The sequence below is a fragment of the Rhizobium sp. Leaf371 genome (genome assembly GCF_001424045.1).
GTDB lineage: Bacteria > Pseudomonadota > Alphaproteobacteria > Rhizobiales > Rhizobiaceae > Ferranicluibacter.
The window spans coordinates 94235-116442 of sequence record NZ_LMQB01000003.1; the positions used below are offsets into that span (position 1 = coordinate 94235).

The following is a 22208-nucleotide window of genomic DNA, read 5'->3' on the forward strand; positions in this document are numbered from 1 at the left end:
CGTTCCCACCTTCCCGGATGGGAGCGGTGCGGCGACAGGCCCCGATCCTGGCGAACGCACCGTTCACAGATCGACGATTGACCGCAATCCTAATCATGGATATTTTATATCCACGATTAGGAGATGTACCATGAAACTGAGCGAAGGCGTCGAGCAGGCCATTCACTGCACGGCATTCCTGGCGGGGTTGTCGGACGACGGCGTGCTGTCGGCAGCGGCGCTTGCCGAACTTCACGGCGTGTCCACCAGCTATCTCTTGAAACATTTGCAGGCGCTTTCCGGTGCGGGGATCGTGGCGACGACGCCGGGGCCGAAGGGCGGCTACCGCCTTGCGAAGGCGCCCGGGGAGATCAGCCTGCTCGATATCGTTCTCGCGGTCGAAGGACCGGCGCCCGCCTTCCGCTGCGCCGAGATCCGGCAGCGCGGGACCAACCCTCTGCCGGGGCGTTACTTCACCAGGCCCTGCCAGATCAACACCGCGATGCTGAAGGCCGAGAAGGCCTATCGCGCGGAACTTGCCAAAGTGTCCGTCGCGGACCTCGTGACCGACCTCGGCGCTGCCGACGACGGCGGGATCGCCGCGCGTGGATGCGCCTTCCTCGAACGCCACGAACGCAAGACGGGCAATCGCGCCTCGTCACAGGAGACAGCAAAATGAGCATGTCCAAGAAGGTCGTCGTCATCGGCGGCACGGGCCTGATCGGCTCGAAAGCAGTGAAGCGTCTGCAAGACGGCGGCCACGAGGCCGTCATTGCGAGCTCCCGAAACGGCGTCAACGCCTATACGGGAGAGGGACTCGTGGAGGCGCTGACAGGCGCGGATGCCGTGATCGACGTGTCGAACATGATGTCGTTCGACACGGCGGTCATCACCGATTTCTTCGCGACATCGAGCCGCAACCTGACGACGGCCGGAAGGGCCGCGGGGGTGCGCCATCACGTGATTCTGTCGATCGTCAACGCCGACGGCCTTGCCGCCAACCCGTATATGGCCGGCAAGCTGGCGCAGGAAGAGGCCGTCGCGGCGTCGGGCCAGGCCTATAGCATCGTGCGCGCGACGCAGTTTCACGAGTTCATCGAGACCCTGATCGACGCCTATTCCGCAGACGGCACCGTCACGGTTCCGGACATCGACTTCCAGCCGATCGCAGCGGCCGACGTCGCTTCAGCTCTTGTCGAGGTTGCGCTCGGCGCGCCGAAGAACGGCACGATTGACCTCGCAGGACCCGAACGTGGCACGTTCCAGTCCTTCGCCAGGACCTATCTCGACGCCAGGGGCGACCCCCGGCCGACCCGCGCGGATACCGCCATCGACTATTTCGGCGCCCCGGTCGTCACAGGTTCGCTGGTCCCCGGCGGGGCGTTCACCAAGGGCAGAGTGACGCTTGCGGACTGGCTGCGGACCTGAAGGTCCCAACCATCCTCTCTATTTCTGTGGCGTGTCCCACCTCGCGCATAACGGCACCGGCTCATGACGGAGCCAAGCCTGGCTGGCGCAGGTGGTCCCAAGGCCCCTGTCGCCCCGTCACGGGGCGGCGGGATGACAGGCCTTTCCTCATTGCCTGTTCGTGACGGCGCGAGGATGTGCGCTATATCTCGGGAATGACTGGGACGCTCCGGAGACGGTGGAAACATGAGATATGGCTTGCACCTGGGCTTGGCGATCGTCTTGATGGCGCAGCCTGTCCGTGCGCAGGACGGATCGATGCGAGGGGCGATCGAGGCCGGCCTTGCCGGCGTGCTTCGGGGTTGCGAGACTTGGATCCTCGATCCGAAAAGCTGGGCGGACGGGCCGGCGCCGTTCTTGGCGGCGATGCGGCTTGGCGATCGGGTCTCCGAAGTGGCCTCCATTCCCGACGATTTGAAACCGCCACCGCGCCTGCGCAAAGGCAACCGCTCCTTCCGGATCGACGTCAGCGATCGCGCCGGTTTTGCGCTGACCGTGTCCACCGAGATCCCGATGTGCCACATCGTCGGCGTTGGCTTCGGCGACTTCGTCTCTGCGACGGATGCCGTCCTGGCGACCGAGGCCTTCGGCGCGTCCTGGGCGCGGATCGGCGAGAAGGATGAGGGGTCGAGCCATTCCGTCGTCTTCCGGCATCGCCGGAGCGAGCGTCTGGCGCTGACGCTCAGCCAGCCGACCGAGGACCCGGACACGGTGCGAACGATCCACCTCCTGGGGACGGCGGTATACGATCTGCGGTGAGCCGCGAAACGGCCGCCGCCGAATGACGCTCAACAGTCCGGATGATAGGGCCCGATGGACACGGGGCATCCCAATCCGGCGCCGAGATCCTCGGCCAGCGCCGTCATCCCGTCGGGATCGCAGGACTGGGCGACCTGAATGGAAAGACCATCCGTTCCCGGCGCCTGTGTGCGGCAGATGGCCCTAAGCGAGGAGCCGCCAGCCCCCTTGGCGCGCGTCAGGCGGGTGATATCCAAGCGAAGGATCGAGGCGCGCGGGATGACGTAGAGCTGGTTCGACACCACGATCAGCGCTTGCCCGTCTGCCGACAGGCCCATTGTGCCCTGCCGGTCGGCCACCAGCCCGGAGGGATCGCGGACATATTCGAGTTCGGTCTCGTAAGCCGCCGTCGTCCCGGCTTTCGCCATGCGCTCCGTTCCCACGGAACCTGCCATCCGGATCGGCCGGAAGCCTGCGACCCAGTCCCTTTCCTGGCTGCTCAGGGGAAGGCAATAGCCGGTCTCGACATGGACATGGCAGGCCGTCCGCAAACGCGGATCGCGGTTTTCCGCGTCGATCGCCAGATCCGACGGCTGCAGCTCGGGCGGCCAGGCGATCAGCGAGATCCGAGCAGTGCCCGCGCGCCAGGCGGCGACCAGCGTATTCCAGTGCTGCCCGGTCGGCGCGGGGCCCAGTTTCGTTGCGAGATCGCCGGCGATGCGCCTGAGATTCGCATGCGCGTCGTCCTCGAACCAGACGACACTCGAGAAACGGCCGATCGGAAACTGCGGCGGGATGCGGTCGGAGCCATCGGCTGTCCAGGGCTCAAACGCCCCGGCAAGGCGGATCGCCTCCGGCAGGGCCAGCATATCGCGATGAGAGAGGCCACCCGGCGATGGGCCGAGACGGGCGGTCAACTGCGCGCGCGTCTCGTGCCGAGGCAACCGCCAGTCATCCAGCAGGCGGTGGATCGGGTTGGTGCCATCCGCCAGCATCGAAAGCGCGCGTGGCGGCGGACCGTCCGGCCAGGGGGCGACCGGGAATATCGCCCGGCTCCGTCGAAACAGTCTTGTCAGGAAGGACATTCGGAAGCCAGACCTTGATCGAGAGACGGCCGCGGGCAACAGGCATCAAGCCTCAGCCCCCAGACGCAGCATCATCGGCGGGTGAAACGCGCTTGAGGGGTTGGCCCTCCGCGGGTGCCCTCCCCTCTCAAATCTGTGGGTCTCAACGGTTCGCCGCAGTCCGCGCGCTCAGTTTGTTTCCATCCGGATCCCGGAGATAGGCGACGAAGGAACCATTCGACCGTTCGGCCGGCGGGCTCTCGATCGCCGTGCCGCCATGCGCGGTCCCGGCCGCGTGCCAGGCCTGGACATGGGCGGATGTCGGTGCGGCGATGCCGATCGTTCCGCCATTCGCGGCCGTCGCCGGCTTGCCGTCGATCGGCTTGGTAATCATCAGCCGGCCGCCTTCGTGAAAATAGATCAGCCTTCCCCGTGCATCCACCTCGCCGCGGGGTCCGCCCAAAGCAGCGAAGGTGGCGTCGTAAAAGCCTCGCGCCCTCTCGAGGTCGTTGCTCCCGATCATGATATGCGTGAACATGTTCTCTCTCCCGTGACGATCAGTCTGGGCCGATGTCGAACCCGAATGACCGTATCAGAAGCCCATCTACGCCGCCGTTTCAACCCCTCGGCCATTTTGCCCCGCCTTCGGATGGTGCGTCACTGCTGAAAGATGGAAAGGCCAACCCGTCCGGCTTGCAACGCCCCGGCTATACCGTCCTCGGCCACGCGAGACTCGCGTAGATATCCTTCGTTGTCCTCGGCGGATTCGGGTTGGCAGATGATCGCTGCAACGTCAGCGACGCCATCATCACATTGAGACCGTTGGGTCCGAACGGCACGTGTCTATTAGAAGATACTGCATCAGTCTGGAAAATAGGACGACATCGAGGGGAACGATGACAGTTGGTAGACAGATCCTCGGCATTGAAAAACCGCAACAGAAACGGCTTTAACGGTCATCGAAATAGCTTTCGAACACCGTTGTCGTCGCTGGTTCAGGGTTATTTCCGGCTCTCGGTGGCGCGACGGTGAGCCAGGCTCACCGAAGGCCGGGAACGTGATCTAACGCTGTTGGCTGCTGATCAAAGCCAGGTTGGCACGGCCGGTTTCGCCGATGTTGACGGCGGGGTGTTCCCGCAGAACGACGTTGATGTGCTCGCGGGATGAGCCGATCGCCTTGTTCGTCACGTCGATCATGCGGCTGACGATTTCGGTTTTCTGATCGTCGGTCAGACCCTGCTCGATGTCACATTGAATGAAGGGCATGTTTCACAATCCTTTGTTGAAGTGTCTGGCTTTACTGCTGTTTCGCTGCGGCGCGCTGGCGCAGCTGCTCTGCTCCGGCGACATCCTCGCCATTCGGCCCGGGAACGTAGTCGGGGACGTGTTCGCCTGCGTCAAGGAAGTTGAAGCCGGGCATTTCCCGGGTGACGACGAAGATGTTATCGATCGAAACGCCGGCAACATCGATCAGCACCTGACTCAAACCCTTCGCGAGCTGGCTCTTCTGTTCCTTCGTTCGACCGTTCCGGATGTCGCACGTAATGATGGGCATGATGATCTCCTTTCAGTTCGATGAGGGGCCCTTCCGGCCGCTTGACGAGACGTGGTTCTGATGCGGTTCAGGGCTTCGCCTCGATCCCCGTGCCGAAGACGTACTTCCACGCGTGGATCTCAACGGTTTCGTAGACGCCCAATGTGTGGAACGGATCGTTGGCGGCCCACGCGCGGGCGGCATCGGCATGCGCAATATGTGGGCCGATTTTCGCAACAATCTGGCCTCGCGCAAGAACTTCGATCTCCTCGCCCTGCCGGATCTCTATCGCCGCGTGCTCGAAAACCGGAAGAATACGGTCTCGGACTACGACGTCATCGCCATCAACATTCCCTGGCTCGGCGAGTGCGTCGAGAAGGACGTCATCCGGCCGATCGATGCATTGATCCAGAAGACGGGCATCAACCCTCTCGACTTCCACCCGTCCATCTGGTCCACGGCCAAGTGGGACGGCATGGATTACGGCGTTCCGGGATATTGCACCGTGGAAATCCTCGCCGCCCGCAGAGACCTGTTTTCCGAGGCCGGTCTCGACTTCCCGCGCACGTTCGATGACGTGATCGCCGCCGGCCGGCATTTCCACGCGCCCGCCCACGGCATGTATGGCGCCGTCTGGGACGGCGCGCGCGGCATGCCGATCGCTTCCAGCTTCATGTTCTTCCTCGGCGCGTGCGGCCAGCCGGCCATATCGCTCCGCAAGACGCGGGCCGGCTTCACGCTCGAGGGGGTCGATCTCGAGAAACTGCACTGTACCATTTCGTCGGAGGCCGGCCTTGCAGCTCTCGAATTCATGCGCCGCCTGATCGAGGTTTCGCCGCCGAACATTCTGGACATGGCCTGGGACCGCGCCCTCGACGTCTTCATGAAGGGCAAGGCGAGCCTTGGCTATTTCTGGACCATGCGCACGGCCCGGTTCGAATACGACGTCCAGTCCGTGGTCAAGCGGCGCGTGGAATATCTGCCGCAGCCCTCCGGCCCCGGCGGCACGCGCGCCTCGCCGATCGGCGGGTTCCTGTTCTGCATCCCGACCAACCTTCCGGACGAAAGGGTCGAACTGGCCGCCGACGCGATCGCCTGGATGGCGTCGCGCGAGGCGATGAAGGCGCATGTGAAGAACGGCTTCCCCATCGCGCCCCGATTTTCCGTCAGCGCCGATCCCGAGGCCGCCGCCAGCTCACCGATCGTGCGGTTCGTCGATCAGCTTGCCAAGAAGAACCTCCTCCACACGTGGCAGCGTCCAAACATTCCACAATACACGGCCATCGAACGCATTCTCGGCGAGGAGGTGCACAACGCGCTTTCCGGGGCGAAATCGCACAGAACGGCCTTGGACGATGCCGCGCGAGCCATTGATCGTTGTCTGAGGACGATCGATTGAGGATCGGGCCTTTTCGTTGATACCGCCGCATGCAGTGTGCGCCGCCCTATGATGGAACTCCCACCGACCATGCTGTTCTGCGTCAGAGCCCCAAGCGCAAGGCTCGTCATTCCGCCGCGCTCAAATCCGGTTCGACAGCCCGGCATCCAAGCGTCCTGCCAGAGTGCCGACCGACGCCGCCACTTCATCGGCGATGGCGATTTCGTCGGCCTTCGTCTCGGGTGCCGACACCGAACCTCAGACGCGCGCGACGGCGAAAACGGTGCTCGCATCGCTGACGATCGAGACGTGATCATAGGCGGCCTTTCCGGCAGCGGTGGCGTCGGCGCGCAGGATGGCGGTGACGATCCGACCATGCTCCTCGTAGGATTTCGAAAGCCGGCCTGACAGGCGGAACTGAGCATGGCGGAACGGGGCGAGCCTTGCGCGCGTCTGCGTCGCCAGTTCCAGAAGGTGATCGTTATGGGCGCCGCGATAGAGCCGGTTGTGGAATTCCGTGTTGTAGGCGGCATAGTCCTCAGGGACACCGGCGGTGACGAGCTGCATCGACGCCCGGTGCTCCTGTTCGAGCGCATGGCGTTCGTCTGCGTCCATCCGCGTTGCGGAAAGCCGGGCGCAGATGCCTTCGAGTTCGGCCATCGCCTCGAACATCGCGTGAAGATGGGCTTCCTCGACGGTCTTGACAATCGCGCTGCGGTTCGGCTCCCGGCCGACCAGACCCATGGCGCCGAGTTCGCGCAGGGCCTCGCGCACCGGCGTCCGGGACACCTCGAAGCGGGCCGCCAGCGACAGCTCGTCGAGCCGCTCCCCGGGCACCATGATACCGGTCACGATCATGTCGGCGATCGCGCGCACCATCTGCTCGACGGTCGTTCCAGTGCGGGTGACGGTCTTCCGTTTTGCTTGCGTCACGTTCGTCTCGAGGTCAATCTCATCACTGCATACAGATGACGGGCATCTCGGAGCATGTCAATAATCTGTTTAAGATACTGAAAAGATGTACTTTAATCGACGGTCCCTCGACAGCGCCTGCAGGTTTTTGCATCCGCCAGAGCGTAAACGACGTGGCGATGGAAAAATAGGCATTTTGATCGCAAACTGCATGCACTTTTATCATGCCGGTCTCGGGCGCATCACGGCGCTCAGTCTTTCCAATGCGTTAAGAAGTGGCACGGTCATTGCATGCACTTTCATGTCCAACAGCCACCGGCCCACCGCCGCACGGGGAACATGATGATGATCAACCGCTTTTCCATGAACCGCCGACAGTTTCTCCAGGCCTCCGCCGCGGGCCTTGCGACGGTCGCCGTGCCGGGCCTCACCGGGTCAACCGCTTTCGCGCAGGAAGCGCTCACCGTCGGCTTCATCTATGTCGGGCCAAAGGACGACTACGGCTACAACCAAGCGCATGCCGAAGGTGCCGCTGTCATCAAGGCCATGCCGGGCATCACGGTCGTGGAGGAGGAAAACGTGCCCGAGACCGTCGATGTCCAGAAGACGATGGAATCGATGATCAACCTCGACGGCGCTTCGCTCATCTTCCCGACCTCCTTCGGATATTTCGATCCCCACATGCTGGCGATGGCGGCAAAATATCCCGACACCCAGTTCCGCCATTGCGGCGGCCTGTGGCAGGAGAGCAAGCACCCCGCCAATACCGGATCCTATTTCGGCTTTATCCATCAGGGCCAGTATCTGAACGGCATCGCCGCCGGCCACGCCTCCAAAAGCAAGAAGATCGGCTTCGTGGGGGCCAAGCCGATCCCGCAGGTGCTGCAGAACGTCAATGCCTTCCTGCTCGGCGCCCGCTCGGTCGATCCCGCCATCACCTGCCAGGTCATCTTCACCGGCGAATGGTCGCTCGCCATCAAGGAGGCCGAGGCGACCAATGCACTGGTCGATCAGGGCGTCGACGTCATCACCTGCCATGTCGACAGCCCGAAGGTGGTGGTCGAGACCGCCGCCGGCCGCGGCGCCTTCGTCTGCGGCTACCACGCCAACCAGAGCCCGCTTGCGCCCGAAAAATACCTGACCGGCGCAGAATGGGCCTGGGGCAATGTCTACGCCGATTTCATCAAGACGGCGCAGGCCGGCGAAAAGCTCGGCAATTTCGTACGCGGCGGCCTGAAGGACGGCTTCGTCAAGATGAGCCCGCTCGGCCCCGGCGTGCCGGAGGAGGGTCGCAAGGCCTTCGAGGCGGCCCATGCCGAGGCGATGACCGGCAAGCTCTCGGTGTTCAAGGGCCCTTTGAAGGACAACAAGGGCAATGCCGTGATCCCCGCCGACAAGGCTTATGCCGAGGACGCGATCGATCTGGAAAGCATGGCCTATCTGGTCGAGGGCGTCGTCGGTTCGACCTCCTGACATCGTCTGACGCCGGAACCCCCGTAAAGCCTGATCATCCCGTCAACGGAGACGCGTCATGACAGTCGAAGCCAATAACTCGGCCCTGTCGCTGGAACCCGGCGGGGTCTCGTCCTTCCGCCCGGCTCTCGAATGGCTGGCGCGGCGGGCAGAGCCCGTGGTCATTGGCCTTGCCGCCATCCTTACCGGTCTGGCTCTGTTCTCGGTCTTCATCCTCGCGATCGGCAAGTCGCCGGTCGCGCTGTTCCAGATCATATATGCCGGCGGCTTCGGCAGCTGGTTCTCGCTCCAGAACAGCCTTTCGCGGGCAGCCCCCCTGCTTCTCACCGCGCTCTGCGTGGCTTTGCCGGCGCGGCTCGGCCTCGTCATCATCGGCGGCGAGGGGGCGCTGGTGCTCGGCGGCGTCGCGGCCGCGGCGATCGCCACGCCGCTCACCGGCATCCTCCCGCCTTATCCGGCGCTCGTCGGCATGGCGCTCGCCGCGATGCTCGGCGGCGGCATCTGGATCGGCGCGGTGGGGTTCCTGCGCCATTATCGCGGCGTCAACGAGACGATCTCGTCGCTGCTGCTCTCCTATATCGCCATCGCGCTGATGAACCAGCTGGTGGAAGGGCCGCTGCGCGATCCCGCCAGCCTCAACAAGCCGTCCACCTTTCCCCTGCCGGCAGACTACAGGATCGGCGCCATTCCGGGCATGGACGTTCATTGGGGCCTGATCATCGCGGTGGTCGCCTGCGTCCTCTCCTATGTCCTGATCGAGGCAACGCGCTTCGGCTTTGCCGCACGCATGGCGGGCGGCAATGTGCGGGCCGCGCAGATCCAGGGCCTGCCGGTCGGCCGGCTCATCGTCGGCTTCACGGCCATCGCCGGCAGTTTCGCAGGCCTCGCCGGCATGCTGGAGGTCGCCGCCGTGCAGGGCAGCGCCAATGCGTCGCTCGCCGCCGGCTATGGCTATACGGGCATCCTCGTCGCCTTCCTCGCCCGGCACAATCCGCTGGCCATCATTCCCATCGCCGTCCTGCTCGGCGGACTGGAGGCGTCCGGCGGCCTGATCCAGCGGCGAATGGGGCTACCCGATGCCACGGTGGTCGCGCTGCAAGGCACGCTCTTCATCGTCATCCTCTTCTGCGAGACCTTCTACGGCCGCTTCAAGGTCTTCAATCCCGATCTCTGGCCGGACATCCGGAAAGGAAACCGGACATGAGCGAGACGGATATCGGCCTCTGGGGCGTGCCCCTCGCCATCATCGCGGGCGCCATCCGGGTCTCCACGCCCTTCATCTTCGTCTCGCTCGGCGAGGCCATCACCGAGCGTTCGGGCCGCATCAATCTCGGGCTCGAAGGTACGCTCGTCTTTGGCGCGATGACGGCCTATGCCGTGGCGGTGCTGACGGGATCGCCGTGGCTCGGCGTGCTCGCGGCCATGGCTGCGGGCTCGGTCTTCGGGCTCATCCACGGCTTCATCTGCCGCTTTCCCCGGGTCAACGACATCGCCATCGGCATCGCCATGATGCAGTTCGGGCTCGGCTTCGCCTTCTTCCTCGGCAAGCCCTTCATCCAGCCGTCGGCGCCGAAGCTGCCGTCCATTCCGCTCGGCGACTGGTCATCCTACCCGCAGGTGCAGGCGGCGCTGAACATCAACGTGCTGTTCTTCATCGGCTTCCTGCTGGCGCTCTTTCTCACCTGGGCATTCCGCAACACGCGCCCGGGCCTCCTCCTGCGCGTCGTCGGCGACTCCACCGATGCCGCCCGCGCGATGGGAATCGATCCGGACCGCGTTCGTCTTCTCGCCACAGGGCTCGGCGGCGCACTGGCCGCCGTCGGCGGGGCCTATCTCTCGCTCTATTATCCCGGCTCCTGGAACGAAGGCATCTCGTCCGGCCAAGGCCTTATGGCGGTCGCGCTCGTCATCTTCGCCCGCTGGAACCCGATCAACTGTTTTCTCGCGGCTCTCCTCTTCGGCGGCACCGGCGCGCTCGGGCCGGCGCTTCAATCGGTCGGCGTGACGCAAGGCTACTATCTCTTCTATGCGGCGCCCTACGTTCTGACGCTTGCCATCCTCATTGCCACATCTTCGCCCCATCGCGCACTGTCCGGCGCACCGGGCGAGCTCTCCCTGACGAAATAGAGGAATTTGCGCATGAACGGTCTGGGTGGTCTCAACATATCGCAACACGGCGTCGGCATCGGTCTCGTGCAGCTGCAACTGCCCTTGACCGTGACGAAGGCGGACTTAGCCCGCCAGACGCAGCTGGTCGTCGATCTCGTGGCCAAGGCCCGGCGTAACCAGCCCGGCATGGATCTCGTGGTCTTCCCGGAATATGCCCTGCACGGCCTCTCCATGGACATCAACCCCGAGATCATGTGCGATCTCGACGGACCCGAGGTCGCGGCCTTCAAGACGGCCTGCAGGGAGAACGCGATCTGGGGATGCTTCTCGATCATGGAGCGGAATCCAGGTGGTATGCCGTATAATTCCGGCATCGTGATCGACGATCAGGGCGAACTGAAGCTCTATTACCGCAAGATGCACCCGTGGGTACCCGTCGAGCCCTGGGAGCCGGGCGATCTCGGCATTCCCGTCATCGACGGGCCGAAGGGTGCCAAGCTCGCGCTCATCATCTGCCATGACGGCATGTTTCCGGAGATGGCGCGCGAATGCGCCTACAAGGGCGCCGAGATCATGATCCGCACGGCTGGCTATACCGCGCCGATCCGCGAGTCCTGGCGCTTCACCAACCAGTCGAATGCCTTCTGCAACCTCATGGTCACCGCCAGCGTCTGCATGTGCGGCTCGGACGGCACGTTCGACAGCATGGGCGAAGGCATGATCTGCGATTTCGAGGGTACGATCATCGCGCATGGCACATCGGGGCGGGTCAACGAGATCATCACGGCGGAGGTCCGGCCGGATCTGGTGCGCGAGGCGCGGCTCGGCTGGGGGGGTGGAAAACAACATCTACCAGATCGGCCATCGCGGCTATGTCGCGGTCGCCGGCGGTGCGGGCGATGCGCCCTACAGCTACATGCACGACCTCGTCGCCGGCACTTATCGGCTGCCCTGGGAGGACGACGTGAAGGTCACCGACGGCACCCCCTGCGGCTTTGAAAAACCCACCCGGAAATACGGCGAGAGCGCCAAACTGGCTGCGGAATAGGAGAGAAGATCATGGATGCGATCACCGAAACCGCTGGACGCTACATCACCGCCGACCCCTATCCCTGGCCCTATAACGGCCAGCTGCGGCCCGATAATACCGCGCTCGTGATCATCGACATGCAGACCGATTTCTGCGGCAAGGGCGGCTATGTCGATCACATGGGCTACGATCTCGCGCTCGTCCAGGCGCCGATCGCGCCGATCGGCGCGGTGCTCGCGGCCATGCGGGCCAAGGGCTACCACATCATCCACACGCGCGAGGGCCATCGACCGGATCTCGCCGACCTGCCGGCCAACAAGCGCTGGCGCTCGCAGCGCATCGGTGCCGGCATCGGCGATCCCGGTCCCTGCGGCCGGATTCTGACGCGCGGCGAGCCCGGCTGGGACATCATCCCGGACCTTTATCCGATTGCCGGAGAGACGATCATCGACAAGCCCGGCAAGGGCTCGTTCTGCGCCACCGATCTGGAGCTGATCCTGAACCAGAAGCGCATCGAAAACCTGATCCTCACCGGCATCACCACTGATGTCTGCGTCTCCACCACCATGCGGGAGGCCAATGATCGGGGCTTCGAATGCGTCATGCTGGAAGACTGCTGCGGCGCGACCGACTACGGCAACCACCTCGCCGCCATCAAGATGGTCAAAATGCAGGGCGGCGTCTTCGGCGCGGTGTCGAATTCCGCAAACCTGATCGAGGCCCTGCCCTGATGGCCTTTTCGAAACCCGAGGTGCTGCAAGCCTCCGTCTGGCGGGTGCCGGCGAGCGGTCCGGCCGACGTGTCCGGCGTGGAGGCGCTGTTCGCCGCCGGGCTGAAGCCGGAGACGGTCGTCGCCATCCTCGGCAAGACAGAGGGCAATGGCTGCGTCAACGATTTCACCCGCGGCTATGCCACGGCGAGCTTCGAGGCGTTGTTTGCGCGGCAGGGTGTCGAGGCGCCCTGCCTCGTCATGTCCGGCGGAACGGAGGGCGCGCTGTCGCCGCACTGGACGGTTTTCGCCCGGGAAGCCGTGGCCGACGCATTGGAGGGGACGACGGGAACGGCGCTCGCCATCGGCGCATCGCGCACTCCCCCCCTTCCCTTCCATCATCTCGGCCGCCGGGAGCAGGTGCGTCTCGTCGCGCAAGGCGTGACGGCCGCCATGGCGGATGCCGGTATCGACGACCCCGCAGACGTCCATTTCGTCCAGATCAAATGCCCGCTTCTGACGCTTGCGCGCATCGGTGAGGCCGATGCTGCGGGCGAGACGGTGGCGACCCGGGACACACTGAAATCCATGGGGCTGTCGCGCGGCGCCTCGGCCCTCGGCGTCGCCGTGGCGCTGGGTGAGATCGACGCGAGCGAGATCGCCGACGCCGCCATCGGCGCCCGCCTCGACCTCTTTTCCCGCTGCGCCTCGACCTCGGCCGGCGTCGAACTGACCGATCACGAGATCGTCGTGCTCGGCATGAGCAAGTCCTGGCGCGGTCCGTTCGCCATCGACCACGCCGTGATGGCGAACGCCATCGACACGGCCCCGGTGAAAGCCGCACACGCGCGCCTGCCAGACGCGGCGTGGCTCACGGCCGTTCTCGCCAAGGCGGAGCCCGACCCCTCCGGCATGGTCGGCGGGCGACGTCACACGATGCTGGACGATTCCGACATCGCCGGCACCCGTCACGCCCGCGCTTTCGTCGGCGGCGTGCTCGCCGGCGTCTTCGGCATGACAGACCTTTATGTCTCGGGCGGTGCGGAGCATCAGGGCCCGCCGGGCGGCGGGCCCGTCGCCATCATCGTGGAACGCGAGACCATCGGACAAAAGGAGAGCTGACATGCCTGTCATTCGCGATACCCCGGTTCCGCCCTCGGGAACGGCCGTCGGCATCGAGACCATCGGCATGACCATGCGCTTCGGCAGCTTCACGGCGCTGGACGACGTGTCGATCCGCGTGCCCGCCGGCTCCTTCCATGCGCTGCTCGGCGAAAACGGCGCCGGCAAGTCGACGCTGGTCAAATGCATCATGGGCTTCTACCACGCGACTTCGGGTTCGCTGGTGGTCGATGGTCGCGAGGTCTCCGTCGCCTCGCCGCGCGATGCCGCCACCGTCGGCCTCGGCATGGTCTACCAGCATTTCACCCTCGTCCCCTCGCTGACCGGCGCCGAAAACCTCGTCATCAGCCGCGCGGACGTGCCGGCGGTGATCAACTGGGGACAAGAGCGCAAAGACCTCGCGCGTTTCATGGAACGCATGCCGTTCCGGATCCCGCTCGACCGGCCGGTGCGCGAGCTTGCCGCCGGCGAGAAGCAGAAGCTCGAAATCGTCAAGCAACTCTACCTCGGTCGCTCCTTCCTGATCCTCGACGAACCCACATCCGTCCTGACGCCGGCGGAGGCCGACGAGATGCTGGGGCTCGTGCGTGGGCTGACGGACAGCGGCGGGCTGACCGTCCTGATGATCTCCCACAAGTTCCACGAAATCACCAAGTTCGCCGACGCCGTCTCCATCCTGCGCCGCGGCAAGCTGGTCGGTGCCGGCGCGATCGGCGATCTTTCCACCGCCGACATGGCGGCCCTGATGATCGGCGATGTGAAGCTTGCCGAACTCGACAGCCGTGCACCGGTTGCTGACACGGCGGACACGGTGCTGCGTCTCTCCCGCGTGAAGGCGCCGGATCGTTCCGGACTGAAGACCATCGAGATCGACGACCTTGCGGTGCGCGCGGGCGAGATCGTCGGCATCGCCGGCATTTCCGGCAACGGGCAGAAGGAGGTGACCGAGCTTCTGGCCGGCCAGCGGCCGACCTCGACCGGCACCATCGAGGTCAACGGTGCGGCCTATGGCGCGACCCGTGCGGAGACGCGCAAAAACAATGTCCGCTTCATCCCGGAGGAGCCGCTGCAGAATGCCTGCGCGCCGCGCATGACGGTGAGCGAGAACCTCTCCTTCCGTACCTTCGACCTCAAGCCCGATGGCGGGCAGGCGATCTGGCTTTCCAAGGCCGGCATGAAGGCGCGGGCGACAACGCTCATCTCCGACTTCAAGGTGAAGACGGCGTCCGCCTCGTCGCCCATCGCCGCCCTTTCGGGCGGCAATGTTCAGCGTGCCGTGCTCGCCCGGGAACTCACGGGCGATGTCGATCTGCTGATCGTCTCCAACCCCTGTTTCGGGCTCGATTTCTCGGCGGTCGCCGAAATTCGCGCCCGCATCATGAAGGCGCGCAATTCCGGCACGGCCGTGCTGCTGTTGTCGGAAGATCTGGACGAGCTTCTGGAACTCTCCGACCGCATCGTCGTCATCTCGGAAGGCCGGCTCGTCTACGAGACGGCGGCGCGCGGCGCCGATATCGGCGTCATAGGGGCGCATATGGCGGGGCATCACTGATGGCGGAGATCACGGCAGAACCCTTCGCCTTCCCGGCACGCTCTGGCGAGATGGCGCTCGTCGTCATCGACATGCAGCGCGATTTCGCAGAGCCCGGCGGCTTCGGCGCGAGCCTCGGCAACGACGTTTCCCGCATCGGCCGGATCGTGCCGGACGTGAAACGCCTAATCGAGGGCTTTCGCACCGCCGGCCTGCCGGTGATCCACACGATGGAGTGCCACCGGCCCGATCTTTCCGACCTGCCACCCGCCAAGCGCGACCGCGGTAGCCCGGCGCTGCGGATCGGCGACGAGGGCCCGATGGGGCGCGTGCTGATCGTCGGAGAACCCGGCACGGCCATCCTGCCCGAACTCGCGCCCATCGACGGCGAGATCGTGATCGAGAAGCCTGGCAAAGGCGCTTTCTACGCGACCCCGCTCGGCGAGATCCTGAAACAGAAGGGCATCACCCAGCTCGTTTTTGCCGGCGTCACCACCGAGGTCTGCGTGCAGACGACCATGCGCGAGGCCAACGATCGCGGCTATGAATGCCTGCTCTGCGAGGAGGCGACCGAAAGCTACTTCCCCGACTTCAAGGCCGCGACCCTCGCCATGATCCGCGCCCAGGGCGCCATCGTCGGCTGGACGGCGCATCTCGACGACATTCTGAAAGGACTGCCTCATGCCTGAAACCACCCGCGATTTCTCACCCTCGGGCGGCTGGAAGGATCTTGCCTATGAGGCCTTCCGGCAAGGCGTGACGATCCACTGGATCAAACGTTTCGATGGCGACCAGCCGGGCGTGGCGCTGCTGAAGTACGAGTCCGGCGCCTCGGTGCCGCGCCACAGGCATGAAGGGCTCGAAACCATCCTCGTTCTCGAAGGCGTGCAGTCGGACGAGACGGGCGATTATGGCGAAGGCCGCTATATCGTGAATGCGATGGGAACCGAGCATTCCGTCTGGAGCAAAGCGGGATGCGTGGTGCTGATCCAGTGGGACCGGCCCGTGACGATCCTCGAGGAGGACAGGACATGACCGGTCCATCGACACGCGAACGCCCGGCTTTCGACATCGCTTCGCTCGCCGACTTCTATCGCAAGGGCGGCAGCGTTGCCGAGATCGTGGAGCAGGTCTTCGCCCGCATCGCCGCGGTGAACGATCCCGGCATCTTCCTGCACCTGGCCGACCGGCAGGACGTGCTGGCGGAGGCGCAACGCCTCGGCGCCTACGATCCCGAAAAACCGCTCTTCGGCATCCCCTTCGCGGTGAAGGACAATATCGACGTCGCGGGCATGCCGACCACGGCCGCCTGCCCGGATTATGCCTACGTGCCCGAAGCCGACGCGGAGGTCGTGCACCTGTTGAGAGAAGCCGGTGCGCTGGTCATCGGCAAGACCAATCTCGACCAGTTCGCGACCGGCCTTGTCGGCGTCCGCTCGCCCTATCCGATCCCGAAAAACGCCATCGATCCCGCGCTCGTGCCCGGCGGCTCGTCCTCGGGCTCGGCGGTCGCCACCGCGCACGGCATCGTCTCCTTCGCGCTCGGCACCGACACGGCGGGCTCGGGCCGCATTCCCGCCGGGCTCAACAACATCGTCGGGCTCAAGCCGAGCCTCGGCGCGCTCTCGACGACCGGCGTCACTCCCGCCTGCCGCACGCTCGATTGCGTCTCGATCTTCGCGCTGACGGTCGAGGATGCCTGGAGCGTGTTTTCCGTCGCGGCCCGACCCGACCCTGCAGACGCCTATTCCCGCGATTTGCCCGAGGCTTCCCGCATCGCCCCGCCCGTCCTCACGATCGGCATTCCCGCCAGCGCCGACCGCGCCTTCTTCGGCGACACCGCGATGGAAGCGGCCTACGGGCAGGCGCTCGAAACCCTCGAATGGCTCGGCCACAGACTGGTCGAGATCCCGTTCGGCCCTTTCTACGACGTGGCGAACCTCCTCTACGAAGGCGCCTGGGTCGCCGAACGCTATGCCGCGGTCAAGGACTTCTTCGACCGCCGCGAAGACGCGTTTCACCCGGTCACCCGCAAGATCTATGGCGGTGCGAAGACGCTGTCGGCCGCCGATGCCTTCAACGGCCTCTATGCCCTTCAGGCGCTGAAGAAGACGCTCGCGCCCGTCATCGCCTCGGTCGATCTCTTCTGCGTGCCGACGGCCCCGCGCCACTATACCGTTGCCGAGCTCGAGGCCGAGCCGATCCGCGAGAATTCGCGGCTCGGTACCTACACGAATTTCGTCAACCTGCTCGACATGTGCGGCATCGCGGTGCCCACGGCCCCTCGACCGGACGGCCTGCCGGCAAGCGTCACTCTGCTTGCCCCTGCCGGGAAGGACGCTCTCCTCGCAACGCTCGGGCAAACACTTCACGCCGCAAGCGGCCTCACGCTCGGCGCCACAGGCTGGCCGCAACCTGCGCCCGTCACTTATGAACCGAACATGTCCAACGAGCGTCTTATCGACCTCGTCGTCGTCGGCGCGCATCTCTCCGGCATGCCGCTCAACCGTCAGCTTGTCGATCTCGACGGACAGTTTTCCCGCACCGCCCGGACATCCGCAGCCTACCGGCTCTACGCGCTTGCCGGCACGGTGCCGCCGAAGCCGGGCCTCGTGCGGGTCGCTGAAGGACAGGGTACGGAGATCGAGGTCGAGGTCTGGCGGCTGACGCCCGCCGCCTTCGGCAGCTTCGTCGCCGCGATACCGGCCCCTTTGGGCATCGGCACCATTGCCCTCTCCGATGGTACATCGGCCAAGGGCTTTCTCTGCGAGCAGGTCGCAATCGGGGCCGGCGCTGCGGATATCAGTGCCTATGGAGGATGGCGCGCCTATTGCGCGAAAGCGTGACAGTCCGGCAAGGCCTCGACCCTTCGCAGGCGCGGGGGCAAACGGAGATAGCGTGACACGGCGTGCGCAATGACGTCAGCGGCAAAGCGGTCTCGACGATGAAGGACTTTTGGCGCTGAGACGATGGTCGTTTGCCGGCTAAAAAGGGTGGCCGGTCGCAACCTCTGCTGCAGCCTAGACCGGCAAGGGCGCTTTGCGCATGTCCTGGAGCAGCGTCACCAGGCCTCGGGCCTGATGGTCGGCCAAGGCCTGTCCCTTGTCGCGCGTGGCTTTCGCGGCTTCGCCGACGGCGCCATGGGGGTTGAGGTCGCTGGCAATCCAGGCATAGGCATGATTGCCGGTGGCGCGCAGCAGCGCAAACGTCTCCTCGTCCCTTTCGACGACGGAGGCGAAATTCTCGGCCTTGTCCATGTCGATCGCCTGCGGGCGGAAATGAAGGATCAGCGAGGTCTCTGCATCGCCGCCATGGATGCCGAAGCGGTTCTCGACATCCGAAAACAGGCCGCCCGGCTTGCCGAAGCGGGACCACGAGGCTTTCGCGACCAGCATGCCGGCGGTCACGCGCAGTTCGCGGGCGACGATGCCCATGACCTCCTCGTTGCCGCCGTGCGCATTGACGATGACGAGCTTGCGGATGCCGGCGCGGGCGACCGACTGTCCGAGCGCCAGCCAATGCTCGATCAGCACGGTCGCCGGAATGGTCAGCGTGCCCGGCGCATGCAGGTGCTCGTTCGATTTGCCGACGGACTGGATCGGCAGGATGCGCACATCGAGATCCCCGGGCAACAGCGGGATCAGCGTCTTCAGCATGCCGCGCGCGATCGTCGCGTCCGTGCCGCAGCCGAGATGCGGACCGTGCTGTTCGGTGGCTGCGATCGGCAGCAGCGCGATCGTCTCCATCGGGTCGATGCCGGTGAAATCCGTGGTCGCGAAATCGCCCCACCAGACCTTGCGCGCTGTGCTCATGCCGCTGCTTCCTCTGCCGTCGTGGGGGTGGTGTCGCGAGGCGGCGCTGCGGCCACCACCTCGATCTCCACCAGGAATTCCTCCCGCGTGAAGCCGCCGACGATCATCAGGGTGGAGGCCCGCGGATGGTCGGCAAACAGCCGGTCGCGCACGCGCATATAGGCCGCCATGTGCTCGCGGGCCGTCACATAGGCGTTGATCCTGACGACATGGGCTAACGTCATGCCGGCGCAGGCGAGGATGGCTTTCACATTGGCAAAGCAGATGTCCGCCTGCTCCTCGCAACCGGAGGGCACTGTCCCGTCGGGCGCTAGACCGAGCTGCCCGGAAGCGAACAGCAGCCGGGCGCCGGCCATCACCTCAACGCCATGACTATAGGCGGCGAAGGGGGGTGCGATATCCGGCACGGCCACCGGGTGGCTGGCGGAGATGCCGCAAGAGGGAGCCGCCGAGATTTCCGAAAAAATGCCTTGCAATTGTGCATGCCTCTTTTAGTATCATCGTATTCCGCTGATACTCTACACATTAGAAGGCCGAATACCACAGATTTCATCAGCTCAACTTATTCCCGCTGCTCCCTGGCCCCAGAAGGACCCTGTCGCCATGCCGAACGTCTCCGTCTCTGCATTCCTTCTTTCCCTCGCTCTCTCGGCCGCGCCGGCCCTGTCGGCGGACAAGGTCACCTTCGGCACCAACTGGCTCGCCCAGGCCGAGCACGGCGGCTACTACCAGGCCATCGCGGACGGCACCTATGCAAAATACGGGCTCGACGTCAGCATCCGCCAGGGTGGCCCGCAGGCCGCCAACCGCAACCTGCTGATCGCCGGCCAGATCGATTTCTACATGGGCGGAACGCTCGGCTCGTTCGACGCGGTGGCCGAGGGCATCCCGCTCGTCACCGTCGCGGCCATTTTCCAGAAGGATCCGCAGGGCATTATCGCCCATCCCGATGCGGGAATCGACACGTTTGCCGATCTGGCCAAGGCCAAGACGATCTTCATGGGCAAGGAAGGCTATACGACCTACTTCTCGTGGATGAAGGCCAATTTCAAGGGCTTTTCCGACGAGCAGTTCAAGCCCTACCAGTTCAATCCCGGCCCGTTCCTCGCCGACAAGACCTCCGCCCAGCAGGGCTACATCACGTCGGAGCCCTTCGAGATCGAGCGCCAGGCCGGCTTCAAGCCAAAAGTCTTCCTGCTCGCCGATGCCGGCTACGACCCCTATTCTACGACAATCGAGACGCAGACGGCGCTGGTCGAGAAAAACCCGGATCTCGTGCAACGCTTCGTCGATGCGACGGCGATCGGCTGGTACAACTATCTGTATGCCGACAACAAGGTGGCCAACGCGCTGATCAAGACCGACAATCCCGACATGAGCGACGAGCAGCTCGCCTTCTCGCTCGCCAAGATGAAGGAATTCGACGTGCTGGAATCCGGAGACGCCAAGGCGGGCGGCATCGGCTGCATGACGGACGCGCATTACAAGGACTTCTACGACAAGATGGCCGCCATCGACGTCGTCAAGAAGGACCTCGATTTCAAAAAGTCCTATACGTTGCAGTTCACCTGCAAAAAGGTCGGAATGGACCTGAAGAAGTCCTGATCCGATGCGGCGGGCCCTCACCCCAGAAACACCGGATGACGCAACACCGGACGACGCAACACCGGATGCGGCTGCCCCGGCAATGGCGGGTCCGGTGGCCGGGGCCTCCTCCTCCCGCTGCGTCGTATCGCTCAGGGACGTGACGAAGCGCTTCTCCAACGGCACGCTCGCCCTCTCGCGAATGACGATGGACATCCGCAAGGGCGAGTTTGTCAGCCTGCTCGGCCCCTCCGGCTGCGGCAAGTCGACGGCGCTGCGGATCATCGCGGGTCTCGGAAGCCCGTCGCAGGGTACGGTTGACTGGCCCGCCTCGCGGATCGAACGCGACGGCCGGCCGGATGCCGATGTCGGCTTCGTCTTCCAGGAGCCGACGCTGATGCCGTGGAAGCCGGTGTTTGACAATGCCTATCTGCCGCTGCGGCTGAAGGGCGGTTCGAAAGGCGAGGTGCGCGACCGGGTGATGGCGGCGCTCGAAACCGTCGGCCTCAAGGATTTCGCCAAGGCCTATCCACGCGAATTGTCCGGCGGCATGCGCATGCGGGTGTCGATCGCCCGCGCGCTGGTGACCGATCCGAAGCTGCTGCTGATGGACGAGCCCTTCGGCGCGCTCGACGAGATCACCCGCCAGAAGCTGAACGACGACGTGCTGCGTCTCTGGAACGAGAAGGATCTGACCGTGGTGTTCGTCACCCATTCCGTCTTCGAGGCCGCCTATCTGTCGAGCCGCATCGCCGTCATGGGCGCGCGGCCCGGCCGCGTCGTCTCCGACATGGTCCTGCCGCGACCGGAGGGACGGGAGAGGGACGAGGCGTTTCGCCTGTCCGAGACCTATGGCGATCTCTGCCGCACGGTCTCGCAGGCGCTGGCCGGCGCGATGCATGCGCCGCCCGCCGGCGAGGGAGCCTGAGATGACCGGCGTTTCCGCAGCCGTGCCGGCCGGGCTGGCAAAGACCGCGCGCCGCCGCGACCATCTTCTCCGGCTGGCCGTTCCCGCCATCATGCTCGGGCTGACGCTGCTCGCCTGGGAGGTCTATGTCCGCGTCAACGCCGTGCCGCCCTATATCCTGCCGGCCCCGAGCCTGATCGCGCGCACGCTGGTGAAGGACTGGGGCACGCTCTATCCGGCGCTGCTCGTCACGCTGCGCATCACCTTCTCCGCGCTCATCCTCGCACTGATCGGCGGCACGCTTCTCGCCGTCCTCCTCGTCCAGTCGCGCTGGGTAGAGCTGGCGCTCTACCCTTACGCCGTGATCCTGCAGGTCACGCCGATCGTCGCCATCGCGCCGCTGATCCTCGTCTATGTCTCCTCGACGCAGGTGGCGATCATGATCTGCGCCTTCCTCGTCGCGTTCTTCCCGATTCTGTCGAACATGGTGCAGGGGCTGAAGAGCGTCGATCACAATCTGCTCAATCTCTACGACCTGTATGGCGCGACCCGCTGGCAGCAGCTGCGCCTGCTGAAACTGCCTGCGGCCTTGCCCTATTTCATGACGGGGCTGAAGATCGGCGGCGGACTGTCGCTGATCGCTGCCGTCGTTGCGGAATTCGCGGCGGGCTCGGCCGGCGCAGGCTCGGGCCTCGCCTTCCGGCTGCTGGAGGCGCAGTACCGCTTGAACATTCCCCGCCTTTTTGCTGCCCTGGTGCTGCTGTCGGCGACCGGCGTCGCCATCTTCGCACTGACCTCGATCCTGGCGTGGCTGGCGCTGCGGCGCTGGCACGAAAGCGCTCTGGCGCGGGAGAATTGA

Annotated in this window: 23 protein-coding genes and 2 pseudogenes; 18 read left to right on the forward strand and 7 right to left on the reverse strand. The window is 64.9% G+C overall.

The window, feature by feature from the left end; genetic code table 11:
* Positions 1–130 precede the first annotated feature (130 nt).
* The 3 genes from ASG39_RS05870 to ASG39_RS05880 all read left to right on the forward strand — a co-directional run bounded on the left by ASG39_RS05870 (position 131) and on the right by ASG39_RS05880 (position 2205).
* A complete protein-coding gene (locus tag ASG39_RS05870; RefSeq protein ID WP_062593859.1) occupies positions 131–658 on the forward strand; it encodes an Rrf2 family transcriptional regulator in 528 nt (175 codons plus the stop codon).
* A complete protein-coding gene (locus tag ASG39_RS05875; protein WP_062593861.1) occupies positions 655–1407 on the forward strand; it encodes an NAD(P)H-binding protein in 753 nt (250 codons plus the stop codon). The genes ASG39_RS05870 and ASG39_RS05875 overlap by 4 nt, the downstream gene beginning before the upstream one ends.
* 297 nt (positions 1408–1704) lie before the next feature.
* Complete coding sequence (locus ASG39_RS05880; protein WP_156468038.1) at positions 1705–2205, forward strand: hypothetical protein; 501 nt, start codon at positions 1705–1707, stop codon at positions 2203–2205.
* Between the two features lie 29 nt (positions 2206–2234).
* On the opposite strand, the gene ASG39_RS05885 is transcribed toward ASG39_RS05880, so the two are convergent.
* The 4 genes from ASG39_RS05885 to ASG39_RS05900 form a co-directional block, all read right to left on the reverse strand.
* Positions 2235–3269 (reverse strand): hypothetical protein, encoded by a 1035-nt coding sequence (locus ASG39_RS05885; protein WP_156468039.1) that lies wholly within the window; start codon positions 3267–3269, stop codon positions 2235–2237.
* 142 nt (positions 3270–3411) lie between these two features.
* On the reverse strand, positions 3412–3786 hold the full coding sequence (locus ASG39_RS05890) for a VOC family protein (protein WP_062593867.1): 375 nt from the start codon (positions 3784–3786) through the stop codon (positions 3412–3414).
* Positions 3787–4310: 524 nt separating this feature from the next.
* Positions 4311–4514 (reverse strand): tautomerase family protein, encoded by a 204-nt coding sequence (locus tag ASG39_RS05895; RefSeq protein ID WP_062593869.1) that lies wholly within the window; start codon positions 4512–4514, stop codon positions 4311–4313.
* A gap of 31 nt (positions 4515–4545) precedes the next feature.
* On the reverse strand, positions 4546–4803 hold the full coding sequence (locus ASG39_RS05900) for a tautomerase family protein (RefSeq protein ID WP_082476981.1): 258 nt from the start codon (positions 4801–4803) through the stop codon (positions 4546–4548).
* A 145-nt stretch (positions 4804–4948) separates the two neighbouring features.
* Between ASG39_RS05900 and ASG39_RS05905 the strand changes: the two genes are divergently transcribed.
* Both ASG39_RS05905 and ASG39_RS24430 read left to right on the forward strand, forming a co-directional pair.
* Complete coding sequence (locus ASG39_RS05905; protein ID WP_062593871.1) at positions 4949–6181, forward strand: extracellular solute-binding protein; 1233 nt, start codon at positions 4949–4951, stop codon at positions 6179–6181.
* Between the two features lie 47 nt (positions 6182–6228).
* Positions 6229–6343 (forward strand): annotated as a pseudogene (locus tag ASG39_RS24430) (IS5/IS1182 family transposase); the annotation flags it as partial.
* Between the two features lie 75 nt (positions 6344–6418).
* Here ASG39_RS24430 and ASG39_RS05910 read toward each other — a convergent pair.
* The gene (locus ASG39_RS05910) at positions 6419–7093 is read right to left on the reverse strand and encodes a GntR family transcriptional regulator (RefSeq protein ID WP_062593873.1); all 675 of its coding nucleotides are present in this window, start codon (positions 7091–7093) and stop codon (positions 6419–6421) included.
* Between the two features lie 324 nt (positions 7094–7417).
* Between ASG39_RS05910 and ASG39_RS05915 the strand changes: the two genes are divergently transcribed.
* The 10 genes and pseudogenes from ASG39_RS05915 to atzF all read left to right on the forward strand — a co-directional run bounded on the left by ASG39_RS05915 (position 7418) and on the right by atzF (position 17892).
* Complete coding sequence (locus ASG39_RS05915) at positions 7418–8545, forward strand: BMP family ABC transporter substrate-binding protein (protein ID WP_062594164.1); 1128 nt, start codon at positions 7418–7420, stop codon at positions 8543–8545.
* A 58-nt stretch (positions 8546–8603) separates the two neighbouring features.
* A complete protein-coding gene (locus ASG39_RS05920; RefSeq protein ID WP_062593875.1) occupies positions 8604–9749 on the forward strand; it encodes an ABC transporter permease in 1146 nt (381 codons plus the stop codon).
* Positions 9746–10672 carry an ABC transporter permease gene (locus ASG39_RS05925; protein WP_062593877.1) on the forward strand — a complete coding sequence of 309 codons (927 nt, stop codon included), beginning with the start codon at positions 9746–9748 and terminating at the stop codon, positions 10670–10672. Before ASG39_RS05920 ends, ASG39_RS05925 begins: the two co-directional genes overlap by 4 nt.
* 12 nt (positions 10673–10684) lie before the next feature.
* A pseudogene (locus tag ASG39_RS05930) lies at positions 10685–11702 on the forward strand (formamidase).
* An 11-nt stretch (positions 11703–11713) separates the two neighbouring features.
* Positions 11714–12415, forward strand: a complete 702-nt coding sequence (locus tag ASG39_RS05935; protein ID WP_062593880.1) for an isochorismatase family cysteine hydrolase — start codon at positions 11714–11716, stop codon at positions 12413–12415.
* Positions 12415–13515 carry a ring-opening amidohydrolase gene (locus tag ASG39_RS05940; RefSeq protein WP_062593882.1) on the forward strand — a complete coding sequence of 367 codons (1101 nt, stop codon included), beginning with the start codon at positions 12415–12417 and terminating at the stop codon, positions 13513–13515. The genes ASG39_RS05935 and ASG39_RS05940 overlap by 1 nt, the downstream gene beginning before the upstream one ends.
* A gap of 1 nt (position 13516) precedes the next feature.
* On the forward strand, positions 13517–15067 hold the full coding sequence (locus ASG39_RS05945; protein ID WP_062593884.1) for an ABC transporter ATP-binding protein: 1551 nt from the start codon (positions 13517–13519) through the stop codon (positions 15065–15067).
* Complete coding sequence (locus tag ASG39_RS05950; protein ID WP_062593886.1) at positions 15067–15735, forward strand: isochorismatase family cysteine hydrolase; 669 nt, start codon at positions 15067–15069, stop codon at positions 15733–15735. The genes ASG39_RS05945 and ASG39_RS05950 overlap by 1 nt, the downstream gene beginning before the upstream one ends.
* Positions 15728–16081, forward strand: coding sequence for a cupin domain-containing protein (locus tag ASG39_RS05955; protein WP_062593888.1), 354 nt, complete (start codon positions 15728–15730; stop codon positions 16079–16081). The genes ASG39_RS05950 and ASG39_RS05955 overlap by 8 nt, the downstream gene beginning before the upstream one ends.
* Positions 16078–17892, forward strand: coding sequence for an allophanate hydrolase (atzF, locus tag ASG39_RS05960; protein WP_062593890.1), 1815 nt, complete (start codon positions 16078–16080; stop codon positions 17890–17892). Before ASG39_RS05955 ends, atzF begins: the two co-directional genes overlap by 4 nt.
* A gap of 174 nt (positions 17893–18066) precedes the next feature.
* Here the strand turns inward: atzF and ASG39_RS05965 are convergent, their stop codons facing one another.
* The gene (locus tag ASG39_RS05965) at positions 18067–18858 is read right to left on the reverse strand and encodes a creatininase family protein (protein WP_062593892.1); all 792 of its coding nucleotides are present in this window, start codon (positions 18856–18858) and stop codon (positions 18067–18069) included.
* Positions 18855–19289, reverse strand: coding sequence for a RidA family protein (locus ASG39_RS05970; protein WP_062594166.1), 435 nt, complete (start codon positions 19287–19289; stop codon positions 18855–18857). Before ASG39_RS05970 ends, ASG39_RS05965 begins: the two co-directional genes overlap by 4 nt.
* A gap of 172 nt (positions 19290–19461) precedes the next feature.
* Here ASG39_RS05970 and ASG39_RS05975 point away from each other — a divergent pair, with 172 nt between their 5' ends.
* The 3 genes from ASG39_RS05975 to ASG39_RS05985 all read left to right on the forward strand — a co-directional run bounded on the left by ASG39_RS05975 (position 19462) and on the right by ASG39_RS05985 (position 22208).
* Positions 19462–20463 (forward strand): ABC transporter substrate-binding protein, encoded by a 1002-nt coding sequence (locus ASG39_RS05975; protein ID WP_062593894.1) that lies wholly within the window; start codon positions 19462–19464, stop codon positions 20461–20463.
* Between the two features lie 82 nt (positions 20464–20545).
* Positions 20546–21370, forward strand: coding sequence for an ABC transporter ATP-binding protein (locus ASG39_RS05980; RefSeq protein ID WP_062593896.1), 825 nt, complete (start codon positions 20546–20548; stop codon positions 21368–21370).
* Position 21371: 1 nt separating this feature from the next.
* Positions 21372–22208, forward strand: a complete 837-nt coding sequence (locus ASG39_RS05985) for an ABC transporter permease (protein WP_062593898.1) — start codon at positions 21372–21374, stop codon at positions 22206–22208.